23 protein-coding genes are annotated in these 24,617 nt (G+C 73.0%); 11 read left to right on the forward strand and 12 right to left on the reverse strand.

Features of this window, described 5'->3' with window-relative positions; all coding sequences use genetic code 11:
* The first annotated feature begins 84 nt into the window (after positions 1-84).
* Both MOV08_RS17170 and MOV08_RS17175 read left to right on the forward strand, forming a co-directional pair.
* Positions 85-678 carry a Uma2 family endonuclease gene (locus tag MOV08_RS17170; RefSeq protein ID WP_039633520.1) on the forward strand — a complete coding sequence of 198 codons (594 nt, stop codon included), beginning with the start codon at positions 85-87 and terminating at the stop codon, positions 676-678.
* 58 nt (positions 679-736) lie between these two features.
* The gene (locus MOV08_RS17175; protein ID WP_039633522.1) at positions 737-946 is read left to right on the forward strand and encodes a DUF5988 family protein; all 210 of its coding nucleotides are present in this window, start codon (positions 737-739) and stop codon (positions 944-946) included.
* Between the two features lie 42 nt (positions 947-988).
* Here MOV08_RS17175 and MOV08_RS17180 read toward each other — a convergent pair whose 3' ends face one another.
* From MOV08_RS17180 to MOV08_RS17210, 7 genes are all read right to left on the reverse strand, one after another.
* Positions 989-1,864 carry a hypothetical protein gene (locus MOV08_RS17180; protein ID WP_275307956.1) on the reverse strand — a complete coding sequence of 292 codons (876 nt, stop codon included), beginning with the start codon at positions 1,862-1,864 and terminating at the stop codon, positions 989-991.
* 6 nt (positions 1,865-1,870) lie between these two features.
* Positions 1,871-2,254 (reverse strand): hypothetical protein, encoded by a 384-nt coding sequence (locus tag MOV08_RS17185; protein WP_039633526.1) that lies wholly within the window; start codon positions 2,252-2,254, stop codon positions 1,871-1,873.
* 1 nt (position 2,255) lies between these two features.
* The gene (locus tag MOV08_RS17190) at positions 2,256-4,079 is read right to left on the reverse strand and encodes a hypothetical protein (RefSeq protein WP_275307957.1); all 1,824 of its coding nucleotides are present in this window, start codon (positions 4,077-4,079) and stop codon (positions 2,256-2,258) included.
* A 235-nt stretch (positions 4,080-4,314) separates the two neighbouring features.
* Complete coding sequence (locus MOV08_RS17195; RefSeq protein ID WP_039633530.1) at positions 4,315-5,304, reverse strand: malate dehydrogenase; 990 nt, start codon at positions 5,302-5,304, stop codon at positions 4,315-4,317.
* A 417-nt stretch (positions 5,305-5,721) separates the two neighbouring features.
* Positions 5,722-6,942, reverse strand: a complete 1,221-nt coding sequence (locus MOV08_RS17200; RefSeq protein WP_039633532.1) for an NADP-dependent isocitrate dehydrogenase — start codon at positions 6,940-6,942, stop codon at positions 5,722-5,724.
* 161 nt (positions 6,943-7,103) lie between these two features.
* Positions 7,104-7,532 (reverse strand): DUF3017 domain-containing protein, encoded by a 429-nt coding sequence (locus MOV08_RS17205; RefSeq protein WP_039633534.1) that lies wholly within the window; start codon positions 7,530-7,532, stop codon positions 7,104-7,106.
* A gap of 144 nt (positions 7,533-7,676) precedes the next feature.
* The gene (locus tag MOV08_RS17210) at positions 7,677-8,534 is read right to left on the reverse strand and encodes a bifunctional methylenetetrahydrofolate dehydrogenase/methenyltetrahydrofolate cyclohydrolase (RefSeq protein WP_039633536.1); all 858 of its coding nucleotides are present in this window, start codon (positions 8,532-8,534) and stop codon (positions 7,677-7,679) included.
* Between the two features lie 247 nt (positions 8,535-8,781).
* Between MOV08_RS17210 and MOV08_RS17215 the strand changes: the two genes are divergently transcribed.
* Both MOV08_RS17215 and MOV08_RS17220 read left to right on the forward strand, forming a co-directional pair.
* Complete coding sequence (locus MOV08_RS17215; protein WP_039633538.1) at positions 8,782-9,582, forward strand: RDD family protein; 801 nt, start codon at positions 8,782-8,784, stop codon at positions 9,580-9,582.
* A gap of 121 nt (positions 9,583-9,703) precedes the next feature.
* Positions 9,704-10,297: a hypothetical protein gene (locus tag MOV08_RS17220; protein ID WP_275307958.1), complete on the forward strand. Its 594-nt coding sequence runs from the start codon at positions 9,704-9,706 to the stop codon at positions 10,295-10,297.
* A gap of 89 nt (positions 10,298-10,386) precedes the next feature.
* On the opposite strand, the gene purH is transcribed toward MOV08_RS17220, so the two are convergent.
* Entirely contained in the window at positions 10,387-11,958 is a 1,572-nt protein-coding gene (gene purH / locus MOV08_RS17225; protein ID WP_039633542.1) for a bifunctional phosphoribosylaminoimidazolecarboxamide formyltransferase/IMP cyclohydrolase, read from the reverse strand.
* A complete protein-coding gene (purN, locus tag MOV08_RS17230; protein ID WP_275307959.1) occupies positions 11,955-12,599 on the reverse strand; it encodes a phosphoribosylglycinamide formyltransferase in 645 nt (214 codons plus the stop codon). The genes purH and purN overlap by 4 nt, the downstream gene beginning before the upstream one ends.
* Before the next feature lie 277 nt (positions 12,600-12,876).
* On the opposite strand from purN, the gene MOV08_RS17235 reads away from it, so the two are divergent.
* Entirely contained in the window at positions 12,877-13,785 is a 909-nt protein-coding gene (locus tag MOV08_RS17235) for a hypothetical protein (protein ID WP_275307960.1), read from the forward strand.
* 116 nt (positions 13,786-13,901) lie between these two features.
* Here the strand turns inward: MOV08_RS17235 and MOV08_RS17240 are convergent, their stop codons facing one another.
* Entirely contained in the window at positions 13,902-15,503 is a 1,602-nt protein-coding gene (locus MOV08_RS17240) for a cell division protein PerM (protein WP_275307961.1), read from the reverse strand.
* 98 nt (positions 15,504-15,601) lie between these two features.
* Between MOV08_RS17240 and MOV08_RS43840 the strand changes: the two genes are divergently transcribed.
* The gene (locus MOV08_RS43840; RefSeq protein ID WP_338057168.1) at positions 15,602-16,591 is read left to right on the forward strand and encodes a SigE family RNA polymerase sigma factor; all 990 of its coding nucleotides are present in this window, start codon (positions 15,602-15,604) and stop codon (positions 16,589-16,591) included.
* A gap of 82 nt (positions 16,592-16,673) precedes the next feature.
* On the opposite strand, the gene sucD is transcribed toward MOV08_RS43840, so the two are convergent.
* Both sucD and sucC read right to left on the reverse strand, forming a co-directional pair.
* The gene (gene sucD / locus MOV08_RS17250; protein WP_039633546.1) at positions 16,674-17,558 is read right to left on the reverse strand and encodes a succinate--CoA ligase subunit alpha; all 885 of its coding nucleotides are present in this window, start codon (positions 17,556-17,558) and stop codon (positions 16,674-16,676) included.
* A gap of 21 nt (positions 17,559-17,579) precedes the next feature.
* Complete coding sequence (gene sucC, locus MOV08_RS17255; protein ID WP_275307963.1) at positions 17,580-18,758, reverse strand: ADP-forming succinate--CoA ligase subunit beta; 1,179 nt, start codon at positions 18,756-18,758, stop codon at positions 17,580-17,582.
* Between the two features lie 794 nt (positions 18,759-19,552).
* Here sucC and MOV08_RS17260 point away from each other — a divergent pair.
* From MOV08_RS17260 to MOV08_RS17280, 5 genes are all read left to right on the forward strand, one after another.
* The gene (locus MOV08_RS17260) at positions 19,553-21,400 is read left to right on the forward strand and encodes a phage tail sheath family protein (RefSeq protein ID WP_275307964.1); all 1,848 of its coding nucleotides are present in this window, start codon (positions 19,553-19,555) and stop codon (positions 21,398-21,400) included.
* A gap of 87 nt (positions 21,401-21,487) precedes the next feature.
* The gene (locus MOV08_RS17265) at positions 21,488-22,012 is read left to right on the forward strand and encodes a phage tail protein (RefSeq protein ID WP_039633556.1); all 525 of its coding nucleotides are present in this window, start codon (positions 21,488-21,490) and stop codon (positions 22,010-22,012) included.
* A 21-nt stretch (positions 22,013-22,033) separates the two neighbouring features.
* The gene (locus tag MOV08_RS17270) at positions 22,034-22,792 is read left to right on the forward strand and encodes a hypothetical protein (RefSeq protein ID WP_275307965.1); all 759 of its coding nucleotides are present in this window, start codon (positions 22,034-22,036) and stop codon (positions 22,790-22,792) included.
* Positions 22,785-23,618: a hypothetical protein gene (locus MOV08_RS17275; RefSeq protein ID WP_275307967.1), complete on the forward strand. Its 834-nt coding sequence runs from the start codon at positions 22,785-22,787 to the stop codon at positions 23,616-23,618. The genes MOV08_RS17270 and MOV08_RS17275 overlap by 8 nt, the downstream gene beginning before the upstream one ends.
* A complete protein-coding gene (locus tag MOV08_RS17280; RefSeq protein ID WP_275307969.1) occupies positions 23,615-24,616 on the forward strand; it encodes a Pvc16 family protein in 1,002 nt (333 codons plus the stop codon). Before MOV08_RS17275 ends, MOV08_RS17280 begins: the two co-directional genes overlap by 4 nt.
* Position 24,617 lies beyond the last annotated feature (1 nt).

The raw sequence follows: 24,617 nt of genomic DNA on the forward strand, positions 1-24,617 counted from the left end.
GAGCCCCGCGTGACGCTCGTACATACGTATCGTTGAACCGTGCGGCTCCCCGCATCCCGCGGCGGAGCGGGGAGGAGCGGCACGATGACCATCAGCCTTGAGCGGACCGACAGGATCGAGATGGCCGAGCCCGGTGAGCTGACGTTGGACCAGTTGTTCGATCGACTGGAGCGGATGCCCGTCCCCGAGGGATACAAGGTCGAGATCGTCGAGGGGACCGTTTTCATGACGCCGCAGCGGGACGTCCACTGGCAGACCATTCGCCGGATCCTGTGGGCGCTCGAAGACCACTTCGGTCGCGACGCCAAGGTGGTGTCGGATGTGCGGATCGACTTCCCGGGCAAGAGCAACGGCTTCTGCCCGGATATCGCCAAGCTCTCCGACGGCGCCGAGAAGACGAACGGCTGCTGGCGCTATCAGGACGTCGAGTTCGTGGCGGAGGTCATCTCTCGGGGAACCGCCATGAACGACTACGGCCCCAAGGAGACGGCCTACGCAATCGCCGACATCCCCGTATACCTCATCGCCGACCCCTACCTCGGCCGCTGCCGCGTCTTCACGCACCCCCAGGACGGCGCGTACAAGCGCGACCTCACCCTCGCCTACGGCGAACCGATCGACCTCACCGACACCATCCTCGGCATGACCCTCTCGACGGAGGATTTCCCCCGGGACTGACGGCCGGCCCCCGGCGAGCCGTCCCGGACGGCCGCGGGCCGCGCGAGACACTGCCGCCATGGCGAGCAAGGCACCCAAGGCAGTACTCCAGGGCGGTCCCGAGGGGATCAGCGAGCGGATCGTCGAGGTGGAACCCGGAGGGGGCGACCTGAAGGTCCCGTACCGCGGCGGCTACGAGCACTTCCGGCCGACCGCACGGGAATGGGACACCGCCGACGGCCGACTGCCGGTCTACGAGTGGTGGGAGCGGACCGAGCTGCCCGGCTAGCGGTCGGCGGCGGCGCGGCCCGGGGACCGGGCCGCGACCCCCTCAGGCGGTGGGTGCGAACGACGCCAGGGCGACCTGCTGGACCCCCTCCTGCCGGGGCCAGTCGGACTCCGGCCCCAGGGCGAGGATCGCGAACTGGCGGCCGTCTGGGACGGTGAAGGCGCAGTCCACGGCCTGGACCCGGATGCCCAGGCGATCGCTGTCGTAGGCGTAGGTCAGCTGGACGCCGCCGACGCCGGCCGGGCCCTGGCGCGGTTCGATGCCCAGTTCCTTGTAGCCGGGGTTGCCGGAGAGCCCCTTGGACGCCTGCTCCAGGGCCTGCCGCGGGGTGAGGTCGGGCTCGGTGATCTGGAAGATCTGCAGCAGGCTGCGGGAGTCCGGCGAGGTGTAGAAGACCCCGGTGGGGCGGAGCTCGCGCTGCCAGCCGTCGGGGACCGCGAGCGTGAAGCCCTTCTCGTCGTGGACGAGGTGGTAGCCGCTGGGGACGGACGTGGCGGACGCGGAGGCGGTGGGCGACGCGGAGGCCGTTGCGGAGCCGGTCGGGGCGGCGGCGGTGGCGCTGCTCGCCGAGGCCGTCGGCCGGGCGGCCGGCCGGACGTCGGCACCCCGGCCCCACAGGAGGTAGCCGCCGCCGGCACCGACCACGACGACGGCGGCCACCGCACCGGCGATCAGGATCCGGGTCCGGCGGCCGGCGGCCGGGTCGGGGACGGGCCCGCCCGGGGTGTCGGCGCCCGGGTCGTACGACGGGCCGGGCGGGTACGCGGGCGCGGTGGGGCCGGCCGTCGGCCCGGGGGCGGTCGGCGGCGCGGCCGGGCGGGGCGGCATCGGGCCGGTGTACGGGCGGGTGGGACGCGTGGGGCCGGTCTCCCAGGACTGGGTGTCGGGGTTCCAGCGCGGTCCGGAGCCTGCGGGCACGGCCGGTCAGCCTCCCAGGAGGGCGGCGACCGACTGCACCACCGCCGCACCGGAGGACAGCAGCCCCACCACGGCGCTCGCGTCGGTCAGCACCTCGCGCAGCCGGGCCAGCCGGCCGGGGGCGGCGGCGCCGGTGCCGGTGATCTCCTCCTCGGTGCCGGCGAGTTCGGCGGTCAGGGCCCGGACCTCGGGGGTCTCCACGGCCCGGCCGAGGTCCTCGCGCAGGGCGCGGACGGCCCGCAGCAGCTCCTCGTGGGCCGGGTCGACGGTCGCGCCGGCGCCCTGGACGTTGGCGCCGTGGTGGGTGACGGTGTTGTGGTCGCCGATGGCGAAGGCGCCCTGGACGCTGCCGATGTGGATGCCCTTGCCGGATGTGTCGTCTGATGCCACGTCAGGACCTGCCCTTCGGGGAGGCGGAGTCGCTCTTGGGAGCGGGGTCGCCGTTGTTGGTGATGGTGTTGTGGTCGCCGATGCCGACGGCGCCCTGCGCGGACTCGACGTAGACCCCGCCGTCGGCGACGTGCACGATGCGCTGCTCGAACTCGGCGGTCTGGTAGCCCGCGTCGTGCAGCGCGCTCTTCACTCCGGCCGCCACCCGCTGCTGGATGGTCTTCAAGTAGCGGGCGACGTCCATGTATTGGAAGAGCGACGCCTCGCCGATCGAGCCCAGTTCGCGGACGGCCGCGGCGGGGCCCTCCGGGAGGGCGGCGCCGTGGCCCTCGGTGGCCAGGCGCCATCCGCCGCCCACTCCGCGCAGCAGGGTGAGCAGGGCCTCGCCGGCGGTGCGGGGGCTGCGGGTCAGCGCCCAGACCGCCTTGCCGAAGTGGTGGTGGTGACGGTACTGGTGGGCGATCCGGTCGGCGTTCTGGAAGAGCGGGCGCAGCGGCCACAGCACGTGCGGCGCCACCTCCATCATCAGCATGCCGCCCTGGGTGTGGACCCGGACGAAGACCGTGGTGACCACGCCCTCGTGCCAACCGCCGACCCGGATCCGCAGGAAGTGCCGGCGGGTCTCGCCGCCCTCCTCCAGGGCGGCGACCCGGTGCGCCTCGAAGGCCACCGGGTCGTACGGCGCGGCGGCGCGGGTCGGCAGGCCGTCGACCGGCAGGAAGACGCACTGGTCGACTTCCAGGGCGCGCAGCCGGTCGCGGACCGCGTCCGCCATCGCCGGTGAGCCGGACGGCACCCGCAGCGCCTCGACGAGGGGGACGATCCGGGCGAGGATCTCGCCGTTGTCCAGCGGCACGGCGGTGCCGTCGGCCCGGGGGACCAACTCCACCGACAGCGACCAGGGTTTGAACGGCTCGCCGGCGCCGCAGAACGGGTCACCGGGGCGGTACATCACCAGCGGCCCGTGCTGCTCGGTCCGCACCCGCTCGCGCAGCCGCTGGAAGCGCAGGCCCTCGGCGCGCTCGGCCGGGTCGGCCATCACGTCGGGGAAGCGCTCCCGGGACAGTTCGCGGGCCAGCGCGCGGGCGAACTGGCCCCGCTGGAGCGCGACCAGGACGGCCACCAGCACCGGCAGCAGCAGCGCCACCCAGATCGCGAACACGGTCGGAACGCCCAGGTCCGAGGTGCCCAGGGCACCGCCCAGATCGCTCCATCCGCCGCCGTAGGACGACGCTTGCGTGACGCCGATCTCGGCGAGCAGGGCGTCGATCAGGGCGAGCGGCGACAGCGCCGGCAGGAACCGCGGCAGGCTGCTGGCGAAGGCCAGCAGCGCCAGGCCCACCATGAAGAGCGTCAGCGAGATCCGGGCGTACCAGCGCAGGGAGAAGGAGACGGACCGGGCCCACCACGACGTCGCCGACAGCCCGCGGACGAAACGGGCCAGGCCCAGCAGGACGACCGGGCCGAGGTAGGCCGTCGCCATCCCCTGGGACAGCGGGATGGCCACGATCCACACCAGCAGGATCGCCGCCGACCAGCCGAGTTCGAGCCGGCGGGCGCGCAGGGCGTGGGCGAGCACCCGGGCCGCGTCGATGCCCAGGGAGGGGGCGGCGAACCGCTCCTCGTGGACGTAGAGCTCGTCGATGACGGCGTCGCGGAAGGTCTCGTCGAGGTACGTCCCGGCGCACAGCAGGCGGGTGGCCTCGCTGGCCCCGGGCGGGGTCGTGTGGAGCGGTGCGGGCGCCGCAGCGCCCGCGGATTCCTTGCGCAAGCGTGGCCGGCCACCCGGCTCCCCCGGCTGCGCGGGCACCTCGTTGCCAGTCATCGGCCTCCCCCGTACCTGCCGTTGCGTGCCACCGCGTATCCGTCACAACGCGCCGGCGCGGTGGGGCGGTTCCGCCGGCGCGCACCGTCACCCGGACGTGTGAAGGCATCGCAGCATAGAGGAGCGGAGGCCGTCGTGTCAGCGCGTTATCGGCTCACGACGCGCCGTCAACGGGACGAGCCCGCACGGCCGTTGGGCCGTACGGGCTCGGTGGGGTGGTGCGACGGGCGCCGGCTCAGATCAGGCCGAGCGCGCGAACCGCCTCGCGCTCCTCCGTCAGCTCCTTGACGGACGCGTCGATGCGGGTGCGGGAGAACTCGTTGATCTCCAGGCCCTGGACGATCTCGTACGTGCCGTCCTTGGTGGTGACGGGGAAGGAGGAGATCAGGCCCTCCGGGACGCCGTAGGAGCCGTCCGAGGGGATGCCCATGGAGGTCCAGTCGCCGTCGGCGGTGCCGTTGACCCAGGTGTGGACGTGGTCGATGGCGGCGTTGGCCGCGGAGGCCGCGGAGGACGCGCCGCGGGCCTCGATGATCGCCGCGCCGCGCTTGGCGACGGTCGGGATGAAGGTGTCGGCCAGCCACTTCTCGTCGTTGACGGTCTCCGCGGCGTTCTTGCCGGCGACCGTGGCGTGGAAGATGTCCGGGTACTGGGTGGCCGAGTGGTTGCCCCAGATGGTCAGGCGGTGGATCTCGGACACCGGGGTGCCGGTCTTCTGGGCGAGCTGGGTGACCGCGCGGTTGTGGTCCAGGCGGGTCATCGCGGTGAAGCGCTCGCGCGGTACGTCCGGGGCGGCGGCCTGGGCGATCAGCGCGTTGGTGTTGGCGGGGTTGCCGACGACCAGGACCTTGATGTCGTCCGCGGCGTGGTCGTTGATGGCCTTGCCCTGCGGCTTGAAGATGCCGCCGTTGGCCTCCAGCAGGTCGCCGCGCTCCATGCCCTTGGTGCGGGGGCGGGCGCCGACCAGCAGCGCGACGTTGGCGCCGGCGAAGGCCACGTTCGGGTCGTCGGTGATCTCGATGCCCCGGAGCAGCGGGAAGGCGCAGTCGTCCAGCTCCATCGCGGTGCCCTCGGCGGCCTTGAGACCCTGCGGGATCTCCAGCAGGCGCAGCTTGACCGGCACGTCCGCGCCGAGCAGATGGCCGGAGGCGATGCGGAAGAGAAGGGCGTAACCGATCTGGCCGGCGGCGCCGGTCACGGTCACGTTGACGGGAGTGCGGGTCATGGCGATCTCCTGCGCGGTATTCCGGGGGCAAGCCCCTGGACCACCTTGGGTGGCGGTGGGTGTCCCTGCCCATCTATCGAGGTCTCTTGGTATCGAGAGACCCGGCCGTCAGGCTATCGGACCCCCGCCCGGCGCACGTGACGGGCCGGTGTGGGACACCTCACCGGCCGTCACGCCGACCCCGACCGGACCACCTCGGCGACCGCCGCGCGGGCGGCCGGCGGAGCGGCCCGATCAGGGGGGCGACGGCCGCCCGCTCGTGGGAGGGGGAGCGCGGGCGGCCGGCGGTTGTGCCACACCCGTGGGGGGTTGTGGTGCGCATTCCCGGGATCCGGGAAGGCAATCCCCCCTTTTCCGCGGCGGTTCTCCGGGGAGGGCGAATCCCGGCCAGGCGCGGCGGCCGGCGCCGGCGCGGGCTCAGGCCGGCGCCATCGCCTTCTGGAGGGCGGCGTCCAGGGCCTCCAGGAACTGGTCGGTGGTCAGCCAGGGCTGGGCGGGGCCGATGAGCAGGGCCAGGTCCTTGGTCATCTGGCCGCCCTCGACGGTCTCCACGCAGACCCGCTCCAGGGTCTGCGCGAAGCGGCTCACCTCCGGGGTGTCGTCGAGCTTGCCGCGGTGCGCCAGGCCGCGGGTCCAGGCGAAGACCGAGGCGACCGGGTTGGTGGAGGTGGCCTTGCCCTGCTGGTGCTGGCGGTAGTGGCGGGTGACGGTGCCGTGCGCCGCCTCGGCCTCGATGGTCCGGCCGTCGGGCGTCATCAGCACCGACGTCATCAGGCCGAGCGAGCCAAAGCCCTGGGCGACGATGTCGGACTGGACGTCGCCGTCGTAGTTCTTGCAGGCCCAGACATAGCCTCCGGACGACTTCAGGGCGGCGGCCACCATGTCGTCGATCAGCCGGTGCTCGTACGTCAGGCCGCGGGCCTCGAAGTCGGTCCGGAACTCGCTGTCGAAGACCTCCTGGAAGAGGTCCTTGAAGCGGCCGTCGTACTTCTTCAGGATCGTGTTCTTCGTGGACAGGTAGACCGGATAGTTGCGGTCCAGTCCGTAGCGGAACGACGCCCGGGCGAAGTCGCGGATCGAGTCGTCGTGGTTGTACATCGCCAGGGCCACGCCGGCGCCCGGGAATTCGTGCACCTCCAGCTCGGTCGGCTCGCCGCCGTCCGCCGGGGCGAAGGTCAGGGTGAGCGCGCCGGGGCCGGGGACCTTCAGGTCGGTGGCGCGGTACTGGTCGCCGAAGGCGTGGCGGCCGACGACGATGGGCCGGGTCCAGCCGGGCACCAGCCGGGGCACGTTCTCCATGATGATGGGCTCGCGGAAGATCACGCCGCCGAGGATGTTGCGGATGGTGCCGTTCGGCGAGCGGTACATCGCCTTGAGGTTGAACTCCTCGACCCGGGCCTCGTCCGGGGTGATCGTCGCGCACTTCACCCCGACTCCGTACCGCTGGATGGCGTGCGCGGCGTCGACGGTCACCTGGTCGCTGGTGGCGTCCCGGTGCTCGATGCCGAGGTCGAAGTACTTCAGCTCGATGTCGAGGTACGGGAGGATCAGCCGGTCCCTGATGGACGACCAGATGATGCGGGTCATCTCGTCGCCATCGATCTCGACGACGGGGTTGGCAACCTTGATCTTGGCCATGAGATGGACGTCCCTCTCGCGGTTGGGGCACCCCCCGGACGTCGCCAAGTTACCCGCGTCACACAAGCGCGCGGCGCTACGGCACGAGGTGTGCCGCAGCGCCGCGGGACGCTTCCGGACCGGGACCGGGGTCTGTCCGACCCCGACCCGTCGGACCGGCCCTAACGGACCGTGAAGTGGACGATGTCGTCCAGGAACGGGATGTGGATCCACGGTTTGGGCTGCACCATCATGGCCAGGATCACGATCACGAAGCCCAGTCCGCCGTAGGTGATCAGGTCGGTGAAGCGGGAGCGGACGGCCAGCATCCCCACCGACGGCAGCGCCCACCGCAGCACCGCGCCGCCCAGCAGGGACAGCCCGATCACGATCGAGCCGATCCGGAAGGCGTCCAGCGAGACCAGCAGCAGCCCGAGGCCGACCCCGCCCAGTACGGTGAGCAGCGGCCACTGCCGGGCCGGCGCCGGATAGTCGCCCGAAGCAGCCCGGCCGCCGCCTTCGGGGCGGGCGGTGTCGCGGGTCAGCTGCGGAAAGCGGCGCGAGGTGCGCTGCGGCTCGGACGCACCCTCCGAGTGCGCTTCGGCAGCCATGTGTGGCGGTCAGCCCCTTCCGGTGTCCAGGTCGGTGTCGAGGATGGGTCGAGGGTCGATCGAGAGTGCGGGACGGCGGGGACGGCGGCCCCCTTCCAGGCTCGCACGTCCGGGCCGGTCGGGCCCTTCCCCGCCGGACAGGGCCTAGCCCTGGGCCGCGCGCTCCGCCGCCTCGACGACGTTGACCAGCAGCTGGGCGCGGGTCATCGGGCCGACGCCGCCCGGGTTGGGGGCGACCCAGCCGGCCACCTCGGCGACGCCGGGGTGCACATCGCCGACGATCTTGCCGTTCTCGTCCCGGCTGACGCCGACGTCCAGCACGGCCGCGCCGGGCTTGATGTCCTCGGGCTTGATGATGTGCGGCACACCGGCCGCGGCGACGATGATGTCGGCCTGCTTCAGGTGCGCGGACAGGTCGCGGGTGCCGGTGTGGCACTGGGTGACCGTGGCGTTCTCGGACTTGCGGGTCAGCACCAGCGGCATCGGCCGGCCGATGGTGATGCCCCGGCCGACGACGACCACGTGCGCGCCCTTGATCTCGACGTCGTGCCGCCGCAGCAGCTGGACGATGCCGTACGGGGTGCACGGCAGCGGGCCCTCGATGCCTAGGACCAGGCGGCCCAGGCTCATCGGGTGCAGCCCGTCGGCGTCCTTGGCCGGATCCATCAGCTCCAGCACGCGGTTGGCGTCGATGCCCTTGGGGAGCGGGAGTTGGACGATGTAGCCGGTGCAGTCCGGGTTCTCGTTGAGCTCCCGGACGACGGCCTCGATCTCCTCCTGGGTGGCGGTCTCCGGCAGTTCGCGCTGGATGGACGCGATGCCCACCTGGGCGCAGTCCCGGTGCTTGCCGTTGACGTACCAGCGGCTGCCCGGGTCGTCGCCGACCAGCAGGGTGCCCAGGCCGGGGGTGACACCCTTGGCCTTCAGCGCCTCGACGCGGGCGGTGAGCTCGGACTTGATCGCGGCGGCGGTGGCCTTGCCATCCAGAATCTGGGCAGTCATACCCCCATCCTCCCGGATGGAGGCTCCCGGGTTCCAATCAGGGCGCGCGAACGGCAGTTGTCCTGAAATGATCATTGCGGTTGGACAAAGGCTGACCCCCTTGACTGGACAGAGGGAATCCTCACCTAGAAGGATTGACGCCGCAGTGCCGCAGGCATCGTCGGGGGCGGGCCATGAAACAACCTGTTTTTTCCTCCGAGTCACGCCGCGTCGTCCCCCACTGACACCAACGGAGGAAAGCAACACCATGAGCTTCGGTGACCCGAACAACCCGTACGGCCAGCAGCCGCAGGCCCCCCAGGGCCCGTACGGCCAGCAGCCGCCGGTCCCGCCGCAGGGCGGTCAGCCGGGCTACGGCTACCCGCAGGGCGCCCCGCAGCAGCCCCAGCAGCCGTACGGCTACCCGCAGCAGGGCCAGGTCCCGCCGCAGGGTCAGGTCCCGCCGCAGGGTCAGCCCGGCTACGGCGGCTACCCGCAGCAGCCCGCGGCCCCGTATGGCCAGCCGGGCATGCCGGGGATGGGGATGCCGGGCATGCCGATGGGTTACGCGAGCTGGGGAGCGCGGGTCGGCGCCTTCCTGATCGACGGCCTCATCATCGCCGCGGTGCCGATCATCCTGTTCATCATCAGTGGTGTCATGGCGGCCAGCTCGGTCTCCTCGGTCACCCCGGACTACTCCCACTGCCCGACGGGCGACTACAACTGCATCCGGGACGCGGCCAACAGCGCCGTGTCGAGCAGCACGCCGGTCGGCGCCCTCCTGGTGATGGTGCTTGGCTATGCGGTCATGCTGGGCGCGGTCATCTTCCTCATGGTCAAGGAAGGCAGCACCGGCCAGACCCCGGGCAAGAAGGCGCTGGGCATCAAGGTGATCAAGGAGTCCACCGGCCAGCCCCTCGGCTTCGGCATGACGTTCGTGCGCTTCCTCTGCCGCTACCTGAACGGCGTGCTGTGCGGCATCGGCTACCTGTGGCCGCTGTGGGACGAGAAGAACCAGACCTTCGGCGACAAGATCGTCGGCAACGTGGTCGTCCAGGTTCCCAAGTAATGCCGTAACGGGCCGCACTCCACGCCCAGCCCAGCCCAGTGAAGGCCCCCCTCGCAGCAGCGATCGGGGGCCTTCGCGGCGCTCGCCGATACCACCTCAAGTCGCCTGAAGGACACCGCTCGTGAGCTATCCGAACCCCAACAACCCCTACGGCCCCCCGCCCGGCCAGCAGCCCGGCCAGCAGCCCGGCTACGGCTACCCCCAGCAGCCCCCGCAGCCGCAGCAGCCGCAGCAGCCGATGGCCCCGTACGGCGCGTACCCCGGCGGTGCGATGCCGCCGGCGCAGATGCCGTACCCGACGGTGATGCCGGGCAGCGCCAAGGCGGCCCGGGTGATGATGTTCGTGCTCGCCGCGCTGAACCTCATCGGGCTGGTCCTGGCGGTGCTGGGGCTGGGCGGCGTCACCAAGGCGTCGCACGAGGCGTCGTCCTCGCCCTACGCGGACATGTCGGCGTTCAACGTCGGCAAGGGCGTGCTGATCGCGGTGATCGTCGTCATCGTGATCTTCACGGTGGCCGGGATCACGCTCGCCTCCCAGTTCGGCAACGGCGCCGGCGGGGTCCGCGTCGGCAGCATCATCTTCGGCGTCGGCACCATCCTGGTGAGCCTCTTCAGCTTCCCGATCGGCCTGGTCCACACGGTGCTGGGCATCCTGGTGACGGTCTTCGTCTCCAAGGACGAGTCCAACGCCTGGTTCAGCCGGCCGCGTTACTGACCGCGGCGGTACCGCGCACGACGGAGGGCCGCACCCCGGGCAAGGGTGCGGCCCTCCGTCGTGCGCGGTACCGCGGGGCCGGCCGGACCTCAGTGGAAGAAGTGCCGGGTGCCGGTGAAGTACATCGTCACGCCGGCCTTCTGGGCGGCCTCGACGACGAGTTCGTCGCGGATCGAACCGCCGGGCTGGACGATCGCCTTGACGCCGGCGGCGATCAGGATCTCCGGGCCGTCGGGGAACGGGAAGAAGGCGTCCGACGCGGCGTAGGAGCCGCGCGCCCGCTCCTCGCCGGCACGCTCCACGGCGAGCTTGCAGGAGTCGACGCGGTTGACCTGGCCCATGCCCACGCCCACCGACGCGCCGTCCTTGGCGAGCAGGATCGCGTTGGACTTCACCGCGCGGCACGCCTTCCAGGCGAACGCCAGCTCGGCCAACTCCTCGGCGGACAGCGCCTCTCCGGTGGCCAGGGTCCAGGTGGCGGGGTCGTCGCCCTCGGCCTGGAAGACGTCGGTGTGCTGGAGCACCGCGCCGCCCGAGAGCAGCTTGAGGTCACCGGGCTGGTGCGGGGTGCCCTCGACCTTCAGGACGCGGATGTTCTTCTTGCGGGCGAGGATCTCGACCGCGCCGTCCTCGTACGCCGGGGCGGCGATGACCTCGGTGAAGATCTCCGCGACCTGCTCGGCGAGGGCGACGGTCACCGGGCGGTTCACCGCGATCACGCCGCCGTACGCGGACACCGGGTCGCAGGCGTGCGCCTTGCGGTGCGCCTCGGCGACGTCCGCGCCGATCGCGATGCCGCACGGGTTGGCGTGCTTGATGATCGCCACGCAGGGCTCGTCGTGGTCGTAGGCGGCGCGGCGGGCGGCCTCGGTGTCCACGTAGTTGTTGAAGGACATCTCCTTGCCGTGCAGCTGCTCGGCGTTGGCGATGCCGCCCGGCTGACCGTCGACGTAGAGGGCGGCGGCCTGGTGCGGGTTCTCGCCGTAGCGCAGGGTGCTGCGGCGCTCCCAGGTCTCGCCGAGGAACTCGGGCAGCGCGGCGCCGTCCGCCTCCGGCGCGTAGACGTTGGTCATCCAGGCGGCGACGGCCACGTCGTAGGCGGCGGTGTGCTGGAACGCCTCGGCGGCCAGCCGCTTGCGGGCGGCCAGGTCGAACCCGCCGCCGTTGACCGCGGCGAGGACGTCGGCGTACCGCTCGGGGCTGGTGACCACGGCGACCGAGGGGTGGTTCTTGGCGGCGGCGCGGACCATCGAGGGGCCGCCGATGTCGATCTGTTCGACGCACTCGTCGGGGGTGGCGCCGGAGGCGACGGTCTCCTTGAACGGGTAGAGGTTCACGACCACCAGGTCGAACGGCTCGACGCCGAGGTCGGCCAGCTGCTGCTGGTGGTCCGCGAGGCGCAGGTCGGCGAGGATGCCGGCGTGGACCTTGGGGTGCAGGGTCTTGACCCGGCCGTCGAGGCACTCCGGGAAGCCGGTGAGCTCCTCGACCTTGGTGACCGGCACCCCGGCGGCGGCGATCTTCCCGGCGGTCGATCCGGTCGAGACCAGCTGGACGCCCGCCGCGTGCAGCCCCTGGGCCAGCTCCTCCAGCCCGGACTTGTCGTAGACGCTGACCAGCGCGCGCCGGATGGGGCGCCGCGTACCTTCGGTGGCGGTCACGAGATACGTACCTTTCGTCCCTCTATGCGGTAGCCGTGGCGGGCCAGGCGCCCCACGACCTCGACGAGCAGCGATCGCTCGACTTCCTTGATGCGCTCATGCAGCGCGGATTCGTCGTCCTCCTCCCGGACCTCGACCACGCCCTGGGCGATGATCGGGCCGGTGTCGACGCCGTCGTCGACGAAGTGGACGGTGCAGCCGGTGACCTTCGCGCCGTACGCGAGGGCGTCGCGGACGCCGTGGGCACCGGGAAAGCTGGGCAGCAGCGCCGGGTGGGTGTTGATCGTCCGGCCGCCGAAGCGGGCCAGGAACTCCTTGCCGAGGATCTTCATGAAGCCGGCCGAGACCACCAGGTCCGGGGCGTGCGCGGCGGTCGCCTCGGTGAGCGCCGCGTCCCAGGCCGCGCGGTCCGGGTGGTCCTTGACCCGGCAGACGAACGTCGGCAGCCCGGCCCGCTCGGCGCGCTCCAGACCGACGATCCCGGCGCGGTCGGCGCCCACCGCCACGATCTCGGCGCCGTACTCCGCGGCGCCCTCCTCGGCGATGACGTCGAGCAGCGCCTGGAGGTTGGTGCCCGAACCGGAGACGAGTACCACGATGCGGGCCGGGGCGGAGCGAGCGGGAACAGAAGAGGAGGCCACGGTGGGGTCTTTCTCGCCAGGTCTTGCGGGTCTGGGGGCTGTGCGGGGCTCTACGGGAATTTGTGCGGTCGTACAAAGCGAGGGGTTCCGTGAATCCGGGGAACCCTACGAAGGCGCCGACCGTCAGCAACGATACCGGCACACCGTGCGGCCCCCGCGGGACGGGGGCGGGCACGGGAGGTAGCGTCAGGCGAGAGATCGCATGCAGATCATGGTGACCGCACGCCCGGCCCACCCGCCGGACGGACGCCCACGACAAGGGGAAGACTCACTCCAGATGCCGGACCGACGCCGCCGCGCGGCTCTCCTCCTCCCTCCCCCAGCCATCGCCGGGTGGCACCCCCAGCCCACCACCGCCCCGGGGCTGGTCCTCCTGCCGCGCGAGCGCAAGTCGTCGTCCAACCCGGACGCACCGTCCGACGGCACCCCGGGCCCGTCCGCCTCCGCCGGGCAGGACGACAACCCGTTCGCACCGCCGCCGGCCGACGCCCCCGACCAGGAGTGGCGCCCGCGCCCGCACCTCACCGGGCAGGCGCAGGGGGACGCCGGCGACGGCGAGGAGCAGCGGCCGCAGGACCAGCCCCCGGCGTGGGGCAGCCAGTGGAGCAGCCGCCAGCCGGGCCGGCAGGGCGGCGGCTTCGGCAGCCGGCCGGGCCGCGGCGGCGGCCAGGGTGGCCAGGGCGGGCCCGGCGGACCGGGCGGCGGCCCCGGCGGGCTGCGCTGGGACCCCACCGACCCGCTCCAGCGACGGGCCCGCTACGCCCTGCTGGCCGGCATGTGGGCGTTCTTCTTCGTGCTCTTCAGCCTGCCGGAGGTGGCACTGCTGCTGGGCTCGCTCTCCCTCTACTGGGGCGTCAGCGCGCTGCGCGGCAAGCCCGTCCCGAAGAAGGCGGGCGCCGCGGCGCCCGAGGGGGGCCCGGCCGGCGGCGCCACCCCGCCTCCGCCGGGGCGTCCCGGCGGTGTCGCGGGCCCGACGACCCGGCCGCAGACCACCGCCGCGATCGCCGGTCTGGTGACCGCCTCGCTGGCGCTGATGATGGTGGCCGCGACCTTCACCGTCCAGGTCGTCTACCGCGACTACTTCACCTGTGTGAACGACGCGCTGACCCAGTCGGCGAGCAAGTCCTGCGAGAACCTCCTCCCGCCGCAGCTCCGACCGCTGCTCAGCCAGCAGTCGCAGCAGTAGCAGCGACGGTGGCGAGCGCGGTGGAGCAGTAGCGGCGGCGCGGTAGCGGCCGTTCCCGTCGTGGCGGTGGGGACGGCCGGTGGCCGGGAGCGGGTGGGGCGTCGGGGCGTGCGCCGTCAGGCGGCGGTCCCCCGGTCCTCCTCCGGGCCCCCTTCCGGGCCCGTCGCCGGGTCCGTCGCCCGGTCCTTTTTCCGGCTCTCCCCCTGGCCCTCTCCCCTGCGCTCGTCCCCGGTTTCCCGCGCGCCTTCCGTCCGCCCGCCCTCCTCCCGGCGGTTGCGCCGGCCGGCGCCGGTGGCCCGGAGGATGCCCCGGCCGGTCCGCCGCCCGGCCCGCCGTCCCGCCTCCGGGCCCGGTTGTCCGTGGCCCGCTCGGGTGCGGCGGAACAGGACGCCGGGCAGGGCGCGGAGGCGCACCGACCGGCCCTCCGCCGCCCGCCGCCCGGCCCGTCGCCAGGCGCGCAGCCCCAGCGACCCCGGCACCCCGGCCAGCGCCGTCCAACCCGCCGCCGCCAGGCCGATCAGCCAGCCACGGGGGCCGAACGAGGCGAGTGCGCCCTGGCCCAGCGCGCCGCCGGCCAGCACCCCGAGCACCGCCGTCGCCAGGCCGCACAGGCCCGCCGCCACGGCCGCCGTCCCGGCCGTCCGTCCCCACGAACGGTGCCCCTCGCCGGCCGCGTACCGGGTCAGCAGCACCACCGCGGCGGCCGGCACCACCAGGGCCGGCGCCACCGACCACCAACTTCCCGGACCCGGGTCCGGCAGGCCGCTGAGCAGCGGGAAGTGCGGCAGCGCGGGGCGCGGTGAGGTGCCCAGCGGCCCGACCGCGCTGCCCGCGCCGACGGTGAAGCCGGGCCCCAGGCCGTAGGCGGCGCCCCAGACGGCCGCGTTGGGGAGCAGGGTGAGGCAGAGCAGCAGCACCGTGCAGCGGCCGGCCCAGTCGGGGGCGAGCTGGCTCAGGTCGTCGGCGAACCGGCCGGGGTGCAGGGCCAGGCCGAGGAGGGTGAGCGTCGCGCCGGAGGCGAGCAGGGCGAGGGTGGCGGCGGCGGCCGCTTTGAGGGCGGTGTCGAGGCGGGGGCCGGTGAGCGCGGCGCGGAGGCCGGCCGGCAGCCTCCGGAAGGCGGGCGGCACCCGGGCCGGTAGGAGGGCCACGGCGTCCGGTCCGAGGATGTGCCAGGCGGTGCCGCCGAGGGTGACGGCGGCGGTGCCGGGGACGGCCAGCAGCGCGGCGAGCGGCGCGGCGGTCAGCCGGCCGGTGGAGGTGTAGAGCAGTGCCCCGGCGGCGACCGCCAGGTACCCGGCCAGCAGGGCGCCGAGCAGGGTGCGCGGGGCGACCGCGGAGCCGTCGTCGGGGCGCTGCTCGGCGGCCGAGGCCAGGGTGTCCCGGGCGGCGCGGTGGAGCAGCCAGACCGGGAGGGCGGCGAGCAGCAGCGGGGTCACGCCGACGGGCGCCGGGACGCCGGACGCGGTCGCCTCGCGGACCAGGCCCCCGCCGTGCGCCATGAACCACAGGCCGGCGGCTAGGTGCAGCGCCCGTGAGGGGCCGCTGTCCGGGTACGGGGAGACGACCCAGAGCAGCAGGACGGCGACCGCGAGCGCGCCGAGGCCGAGGCCGGCGGCGGTCACCCCGCTGACGACGGCGGTGCCGATCGCCGAGGAGCGCTGCGCGGCGGTCCGGCCGTGTGAGGACAACGTGGTACCGCGTTCGGTCAATTGGCTCACACGGCCATGCTGCCAATAACATCCCTTTCCACCACGTATCGGGCATTCGTCCGACGTGTCGCGCGAGATCGACGGCCCGGCGTTTTCAGACTTCCGGTATGAGCGAGCACGGCCGGAGGCAGCCCGAGGAATCTTCCGACGTCACATCAGAGGGCCGCGGCGGAAACAGATTTGACTGTTCGTCAGCCGACTTCGACGCGCTGTACGGCGCGCACGCCGGGCCGTTGATCCAGCAGGCGGTGCTGCTCACCGGGCGGGCCCGGCTCGCCCGGCGGGCCGTCGAGCGGGCGTTCCAGACGGCCTGGCAGCGCTGGCCGGAGGTGCGGGCGGATCCGGATCCGGTGGGGTGGGTGCGGGCGGCGGCGTACGAGTACGCGCTGGCGCCCTGGCGGCGGCTGTTCCCCGGGCTGCGGCCCGCCGAGCGGCCCCGGCCCGGGACACCCGCGCCGCCGCCGGCCGCACCGCGGGACCATGCGCTGCTGACGGCGGTGCTCGCGCTGCCCGTCCCCTACCGCCGCACCCTGCTGCTGCACGACGGGGTCGGGCTGGGGCTGCACGAGACCGCGGCCGAGGTGGAGGCCAGTACGCCGGCGGCGACCGGGCGGCTGACGCACGCCCGGGAGTGCCTGGCCGAGCAGCTGCCGGAACTGGGGCTCAAGGGGCTGCCGCCGGACCGCCAGGGCGCGGTGCTGCACGCCCGGCTGGGCGCGCTGGCGGCGTCCCGCCCGGCGGTGCCGCCGCCCGCGCACGACGTCCGGGCCGGCGCGGAGCGGCGGGCCCGGCTGACGACCCGTACCGGGTTCGGGGCGACCGGGCTGCTGGCGGTGGTGGCGCTGGCGGTGTCGCTCGGCACGCCGGACGGCTATCGCCCGCCGCCGCGGCGGCCGGCCATGGCCGCCCCGTACGCGCCGGCCGACCCAACCGCGCCGCCCGACCCGTCCGCGCCGTCCGCCGCCGCCCGCGCCGCGGCCCCCTCCGCGGTCCGGCCCACGCACCGGCCGGCGCACCACCGCAAGGCCGGGCGGCCCGGGAAGCCCCGGCACCGCTCGCTGCCGCCCGGCGCCCGGCTCCGCCCGGACGTCCGCTGAACGCTCCGCCCGTAGCGGAAACGGCCGTGGGCCCGCACCCGGGAGGGTGCGGGCCCACGGCCGTCGTACAGCGGGTGCCGCGTCAGCCGTTGAGGATCTCGCGGGCCAGCAGCGCGGTCTCGGACGGGGTCTTGCCGACCTTCACGCCCGCGGCCTCCAGGGCCTCCTTCTTCGCCTGGGCGGTGCCGGACGAGCCGGACACGATGGCGCCGGCGTGGCCCATCGTCTTGCCCTCGGGCGCGGTGAAGCCCGCCACGTAGCCGACGACCGGCTTGGTGACGTGCTCCTTGATGAAGTCGGCGGCCCGCTCCTCGGCGTCGCCGCCGATCTCACCGATCATCACGATCAGGTCGGTGTCGGGGTCCTCCTGGAACGCGGCCAGGGCGTCGATGTGGGTGGTGCCGATGACCGGGTCGCCACCGATGCCGACGGCCGAGGAGAAGCCGATGTCGCGCAGCTCGTACATCATCTGGTACGTCAGCGTGCCGGACTTCGACACCAGGCCGATGCGGCCCGGCTTGGTGATGTCGCCCGGGATGATGCCGGCGTTGGACTGGCCGGGGGTGATCAGGCCGGGGCAGTTCGGGCCGATGATCCGGGTCGTGTCGCCCTTCGACTTCGCGTACGCGTAGAACGCGGCGGAGTCGTGGACGGCGATGCCCTCGGTGATGACGACGGCCAGCGGGATCTCGGCGTCGATCGCCTCGACGACGGCGGCCTTGGCGAAGGCCGGCGGCACGAAGAGGACGGAGACGTTGGCGCCCGTCTTCTCCATCGCCTCCTTGACGGAGCCGAAGACCGGGACCTCGGTGCCGTCGAAGTCGACGCTGGTGCCGGCCTTGCGCGGGTTGACACCACCGACGATGTTGGTGCCGTCACCGAGCATGAGCTTGGTGTGCTTCATGCCGGTGGCGCCGGTCATCCCCTGGACGATGACCTTGCTGTCCTTGGTGAGGAAGATAGCCATGGTTGTTGGAGTCCTCGTCCCTTACTTGGCCGCGGCCAGCTCGGCGGCCTTGTCGGCCGCACCGTCCATGGTGTCCACACGCTGCACCAGCGGGTGGTTGGCGTCCGAGAGGATCTTGCGACCCAGCTCGGCGTTGTTGCCGTCGAGGCGGACCACCAGCGGCTTGCTGACGTTCTCGCCCTTGGACTTCAGGAGCTCCAGGGCCTGCACGATGCCGTTGGCGACCTCGTCGCACGCGGTGATGCCGCCGAAGACGTTGACGAACACGGACTTCACGTCCGGGTCGCCGAGGATGATCTCCAGGCCGTTCGCCATGACCTCGGCGGAGGCGCCGCCACCGATGTCGAGGAAGTTGGCGGGCTTGACGCCACCGTGGTTCTCACCGGCGTAGGCGACGACGTCCAGGGTGCTCATGACGAGACCCGCGCCGTTGCCGATGATGCCGACCTGGCCGTCGAGCTTGACGTAGTTCAGGCCCTTGGCCTTGGCCGCGGCCTCGAGCGGGTTGGCCGCGGCCTTGTCCTCCAGGGCCTCGTGCTCCGGCTGACGGAACTCGGCGTTGGCGTCCAGGGAGACCTTGCCGTCGAGGGCGAGGACGTCACCGGAGGCGACCTTGGCCAGCGGGTTGACCTCGACGAGGAGCGCGTCCTCGGCGACGAACGTCTTCCACAGGGTCACCAGGACCTCGGCGACCTGCTCGGCGACCTCGGCCGGGAACTTCGCCTGGGCGACGATCTCGCGGGCCTTCTCGATGGAGACGCCCTCGTTGGCGTCGACCGGGACCTTGGCGAGCTTCTCGGGGGTCGTCGCGGCGACCTCCTCGATGTCCATGCCGCCCGCGACCGAGGCCATGGCCAGGAAGGTGCGGTTGGTGCGGTCCAGGAGGTAGGAGACGTAGTACTCCTCGACGATCTCCGGGGCCGTCTCGGCGATCATCACCTTGTGGACCGTGTGGCCCTTGATGTCCATGCCGAGGATGTCCGTCGCGCGGGCGACGGCCTCGTCCGGCGTGGTGGCCAGCTTCACGCCGCCGGCCTTGCCACGGCCACCGACCTTCACCTGCGCCTTGACGACCGACTTGCCGCCAAGGCGCTCAGTCGCCGCGCGCGCCGCCTCAGGCGTGTCGATGACTTCACCGGCCAGCACCGGTACACCGTGCTTGGCGAAGAGGTCCCTCGCCTGGTACTCGAACAGGTCCACGCGCGTCCGTCCCTTGTCTTCTCAGAATCGCCGTAGTGATCGCGGTTCGTTCGTCTGCGATGGGCGTGCCGCGAAGGGCAACGTGACGGCGCTGTCACAGGGGAGGCGTACACGGTGTCCGGATACGCGGCATGTCCGTCTCGCAGGGTATCGCCGCTGGACATGCGTCCCTAAATCGCAGATCACACTCCGGCGGTGATTACGGTCACAGATCTTTTGGTCAACGTACTGCGCCGCCCCTTTTCCGCAGGGGCGCTCCGGCGCGCCGGAGGCATTTCGCAGGGCCGTCCGGGTGCCGGGCGACTTCGTCGCCATCCGCCGTGCACTCCGTCGCCGTGCGCCGTTCGGGCGCCGGGCACCGACGACCCGGTGCGCCCGAGCGCACCCGGCCCGTCCGGTTCCGGTTGCGGGGGAGCGGGAAACCGTTCGGAAAGAACCCGCAACGTGCCCGCACAAGACCTCCGCAGGCGGTGTCCGGAAAGCTCCTTGACCCTCCAACTCCCCCTGAAAGAAACTGCGTTGAGCACTCACGCATCAGGAGTCACAGGCCGGAGTCGCGCACTTCCGGGCTTGGTCCCGTGCGGGTCGGACCGCGGATCACGGACCGCCTCGCACCGGATGCAGACGGGGGAACTTGATGGGTAGTGGGGGGATGCACGACCACGATCACCGCTCTGTGCGGTCGTGGACTCTTCCGCGCCTGTCATCCCTCCCTCTTCTCCCCGCCCATCCCTCCCGGTTTTCTCGATTTCTTGGTGTCCTCACACTCGGTGCCTGAAGGGATTGGAGGGGGAATGCCGACACATACGACCTATCCCGGCGTCTATGTCGAAGAACTTCCCAGCAGCATCCGCAGCATCACCACCGTGACGACCTCGGTGACCGCGTTCGTCGGCCACACCCGGCGCGGCCCGCTCAACCAACCGGTCCGGATCACCAGCTTCGCCGACTTCGAGCGCCGCTTCGGCGGCCTGACCTCGCGCAGCCCGGTCTCCTACGCCGTCCACCAGTTCTTCGGCAACGGCGGCGCCGTCGCGGTGATCGTCCGGGTCGCCAAGGCCGGCACCGGCAAGGAGGCCCAGGTCACCCTGGAGTCCACCGAGGGCCGCAGCCAGTGCCCGGTCCTGGAGGTGCACGCCAAGGAGCCGGGCATCTGGGGCGACGGCCTGCGGGTCGCCATAGACCACGACACCCCGTGCCCCCAGGAAACCTTCAACCTCCAGGTCCTCGACGCGCACGGCGCCGCCCGCGAGTCCTTCGCCGGCCTGTCCATGGACCCCGGCAGCGGCCGGTTCGTGGAGACGGTGGTCAACGCCGGCTCGTCGCTGATCCGCGTGGCGGCCGTGGGCGAGGACCGCCCGGACCCCTCCGGCACCGTCTCCAAGCCGTTCCACCACGAACTCCCCGATCTCAACGTGGAGTTGACGGTGAAGATCGGCGAGGTGGAGCGGGAGTTCACGCTCTACGACCCGGACTGCGACGGCGAGCCGCCGTGCGACGTCACCGAGCTGGCGCTGCTGCTGGAGCACAAGCTGCGCTCCCTGCCGGACGCCCCCGGCAAGCACGCCTTCGCGGGCGCCCAGGTGATCGCCTTCGGCCGCCGCGTGCAGGTCGTGGCCGGCTCCACCGACCCCGGCGACGTGGTCCGCTTCCTCGGCGAGTGCGCCAACGACCTGGGGCTGGAGGCATCGGTCAATCCGCCGGTCTTCCCGCTGTGCGGCGGCGAGGACGGCGACCCGCCCGGACCGCGCGACCTCATCGGCAGCGAGGCCCGCAAGAGCGGCCTCCAGGCGCTGCGCGACATCCCCGACGTCAATCTGCTCGCACTGCCCGAGCTGGCCTCGTACGAGTCCGTCGACGACATGCTCACGGTGGTCTCGGCGGCCCAACGGCTGTGCCAGGAGCGGCGGATGTTCCTCCTGGTGGACGCGCCCGCGGCATGGGGCAGTGTGGACGCCGCACGGGCCGGGATCGGCGCCTTCGACGCGGTCCGCGACAACCACGCGGCCCTGTACTTCCCGCACCTGAAGCTCACCGACCCGCTCACCGGCCGACTGCGCTCCTTCCCGCCGTGCGGCGCGCTGGCCGGCGTGATCGCCCGTACGGACGGCGAGCGCGGGGTGTGGAAGGCCCCGGCCGGCACCGAGGCCCGGCTGACCGGCGTGCACGGGCTGACCGTCAAGCTCACCGACCGCGAGAACGGCCTGCTGAACCCGCTCGGCGTCAACTGCCTGCGGACCTTCCCGATGGTCGGCCCGCTGGTGTGGGGCGCCCGCACGCTCCAGGGCGCGGACGCCCTGGACAGCGAGTGGAAGTACGTCCCGGTGCGCCGGCTGGCCCTGCACGTCGAGGAGAGCCTGCTGCGCGGCCTGCAGTGGGTGGTCTTCGAGCCCAACAACGAGCAGCTCTGGCAGCAGATCCGTCTCAACGCCTCCGCCTACCTGCACTCCCTCTTCGAGAAGGGCGCCTTCCAGGGCGGCACCCCGCGGCAGGCGTACTTCGTCAAGTGCGACAAGGACACCACGACCGAGGCGGACATCGAGAACGGGATCGTCAACGTCGTGGTCGGCATCGCGCCCGTCAAACCGGCCGAGTTCGTGATCGTCAAGATCCAGCAGCTGGCCGGCCAATTCGACCTCTAGGGCGCGGGGCGCCGGGCCCGGCGGACGGGCCGGCCCCCGGTGCGCCCCACGACGCCGACGTGCAGGAATCCGATGTGAAGGAACCCGATGGCTGAGTTCAAGATCAACGCCCATCGCTTCGACCCGTACAAGAACTTCAAGTTCCTGGTCCTGTGGGACGGCCGTACGGTCGCGGGGGTCAGCAAGATCAGCCCGCTCAAGCGCACCACCGAGGTCGTCAAGCACCGCAACGGCGGCGACCCCAGCTCCCCGCGCAAGTCCCCGGGCCGCTCCGAGTTCGAGGGCATCACCCTGGAGCGCGGGGTCACCCACGACCCGGAGTTCGACCGCTGGGCCAACAAGGTCTGGCAGGTCGGCGCCGGCCTGGGCTCGGAGGTGTCGCTGGCCGACTTCCGCAAGGACCTCGTCATCCAGGTCCTCAACGAGGCCGGGCAGGTCGCCGTCTCGCACAAGATCTACCGCTCCTGGCCCAGCGAGTACCAGGTCCTGGGCGAGATGGACGCCAACGCCAACGCGGTGGCCATCCAGAGCCTGAAGCTCGAATGCGAGGGCTGGGAACGCGACTACGAGGTGCCCGAGCCGGAAGAACCCTCGTTCACCCACCCGGCCTGAGCAGCGGCGACGGGATAGCCAATGGCGGTCACCGGGCCGGCGGAACTGCTGGCCACCTGGGAGGCCGGGCTGGCCGAACAGGACGCCGGCCGGGCCCTGTTGCTGCACCGGGCGGCCCGCCCCGGAGCGGCCCCCCAGGCCCTGCTGTCGGCACCGCTCGGAGAACGGGCGGCCGACCTCTTCGCCCTGCGCCGGGCACTGTTCGGCGACCGGCTGGAGGTCACGCTCGACTGCACGGCGGCCGAGTGCGGCACGGCGCTGGAGTTCGAGCTGGACGCCGGGGAGTTGGCGGCCGCCCGTCCGCGCCCGCCGGAGGCCGGACTGCGGGTGGCGGAGGGCGCGTGGACGGTGCGGTTCCGGCTGCCCGGCCCCGCGGACCTGGCCGCGGTGGCCGCCGCCCGCCCGGCGGACGCCACCGCCGCCCGGCGGCTGCTCGCGGCCCGCTGCGCCCTCGCCGCCCACCGGGCCGGCCGGGAGGCCACCGCCGAACAGCTCGCCGACCTGCCCGACCCGGTGCTCAAGCGCTTCGCCGAGGCCGCCGAGGAGGCCGACCCCGGCGCGGAGCTGACCCTGGAGATCGCCTGCCCGGAGTGCGGCGCCGCCACCTCGGCGGAGCTGGACATCGCCGCGTACCTGTGGACCGAACTCGACGCCTGGGCCCGTGACCTACTCCTGGACGTCCATCTGCTCGCCTCGGCCTACGGCTGGAGCGAGCCCGAGATCCTGGCGCTCAGCCCGCTGCGGCGCCGCTACTACCTGGAGCTGTGCGCGGATGCCTGAGATGCCCGAGCGGACGCCCGCCGCGTCCGGCGACTACCTCGGCCGGCTGCTGGCCCGGTACGCCCCGGCGCCGCCCGCCGATCCCTTCGGCCCGCCCGACGGCGCCGACGCACCCGGGCGGCGGACCCGCGTCCGGCCGCGGCTGCCGGGCCCGTTCGAGCGGGTCGAGGCGCTGCGCGGACCGGCCGGCGTCGAGCCGGACGACGACGGGCTGGCGGCCCCCCGGCCGTCCGGGTGGCCCGCCCCGTCGCCGGGCGCCGCCGAACCGCCGCGCGCCGACCGGTGGTCGCAGATCCGCACCCGGCACGAACGGGAGACGGTGCTCCGCACCGAGGCGGCACCGGTGGCGGACGCGGACCGCGCGGCGGTCGACCGGGCGCCGGGCCCGGCCCCGCTGCTGCGGCCCGCCGCGACGGCCGTGCCCGGGACCCGGGCCGCCGCCGAGGGCGTACGGCCGCGGGGGCGGTCGACGGCGCCCGGCAGGGAGCGGACGGCAGCGGGGAGCGGGGCACCGCCGGGCGGCCCGGAGGCGGCCGAGCCGGCCACCGGCGTCCTGCGCCCGCGCACCGACGCCGTACCGGCGCCCCGCCGGCCCGCGCCGCCCCGCGCCGGTTCCGCGGGCGGCCGACGCGGACCGCGCGGCCCCGCCGAGCGGGTGGTGCACGTACAGATCGGCCGGCTGGAAGTCAGTACCGCCGGCGCGGCCGACTCCCGACGGCCCGCGGCGGACGGCCGCCCGGCCCGCCCCGAGCGGCGCGCGCCCGCGCTGAGCCTCGCGGACTACTTGGCTTCCCAGCAACGGACTTCAGGGGGACGGTCCACATGAGCAACGCACTCGCCCTCGCGACGGTCACCCAGGCCCTTGCGCTGCTGATCGAGCACAACCTCCACCCCGAGATCGACCTGGCCGTCTCGGTGGAGACCCGCAAACCGCCGGCCGATCCCCCGACCGACCCGACGATCACCGTCTTCCTCTACCAGGTCACCCACAACCCCTCGATGCGCAACAACGACCTGGTCACCCGCGCCTCCGACGGCACGCTGCTCAAGCGCCCGGCCGCGGCGGTCGACCTGCACTTCCTGATCAGCGCGTACGGGGAGGAGCAGGAGCTGGTCGGCCAGCGGCTGATCGGCAGCGTGGTGCGGACGCTGCACGAAATCCCGGTCCTGCCGAAGGAGTTGATCGAGGAGGCCGCCGACCGCCCCTATCTGGCCGGGAGCGACCTGGCCGAGTCGCTGCAGAAGGTCCGCTTCACTCCGACCCAGATGGACGTGGACGAGACCTCCAAGCTCTGGGGCATGCTCAACAACACCCCGTACGCCCTGTCGGTGGCCTACCAGGCGTCGCTGGTGCTGCTGGACGGCCACCAGAAGCCGGCACCGGCCCGCCCGGTGAAGCGGCCGGAGGTGACGGTGGTGCCGGAGGTGCCGCCCGAGGTGCCGTTGGGGACGCCGGCGGGGACACGGCCGGGGACGCCGTCGGGGACGCCGTCAGGCGCGACGGATCCCGCGGGGGCTGCGGGGGCTCCGGGGGCCGGGACGGCTGGATCGGCTGGATCGGCCGAATCGGCTGGGACAGGTGAATCGGCTGGGGCGACCGCGGGCGCCACGGCGAAGGCGGCCGAGGACACGACCGCGACCGCGACCGCGACCACGCAGGATGCCGCGAAGAACGCCGCGAAGAAGCCCGCGAAGCGGACGGGCGGCGGCAGGCCCCAGCCGGCCAAGACCACTGCCACACGCGGGAGTTCGGACGCCGGCCGGTCGGGCCCCCGCTCCCGCACCCGGCCACGCAGGACGACCGATGACGGCGGGGAGAGCTGAG

The sequence above is a fragment of the Streptomyces yunnanensis genome (genome assembly GCF_029011865.1).
Lineage (GTDB): Bacteria > Actinomycetota > Actinomycetes > Streptomycetales > Streptomycetaceae > Streptomyces > Streptomyces yunnanensis.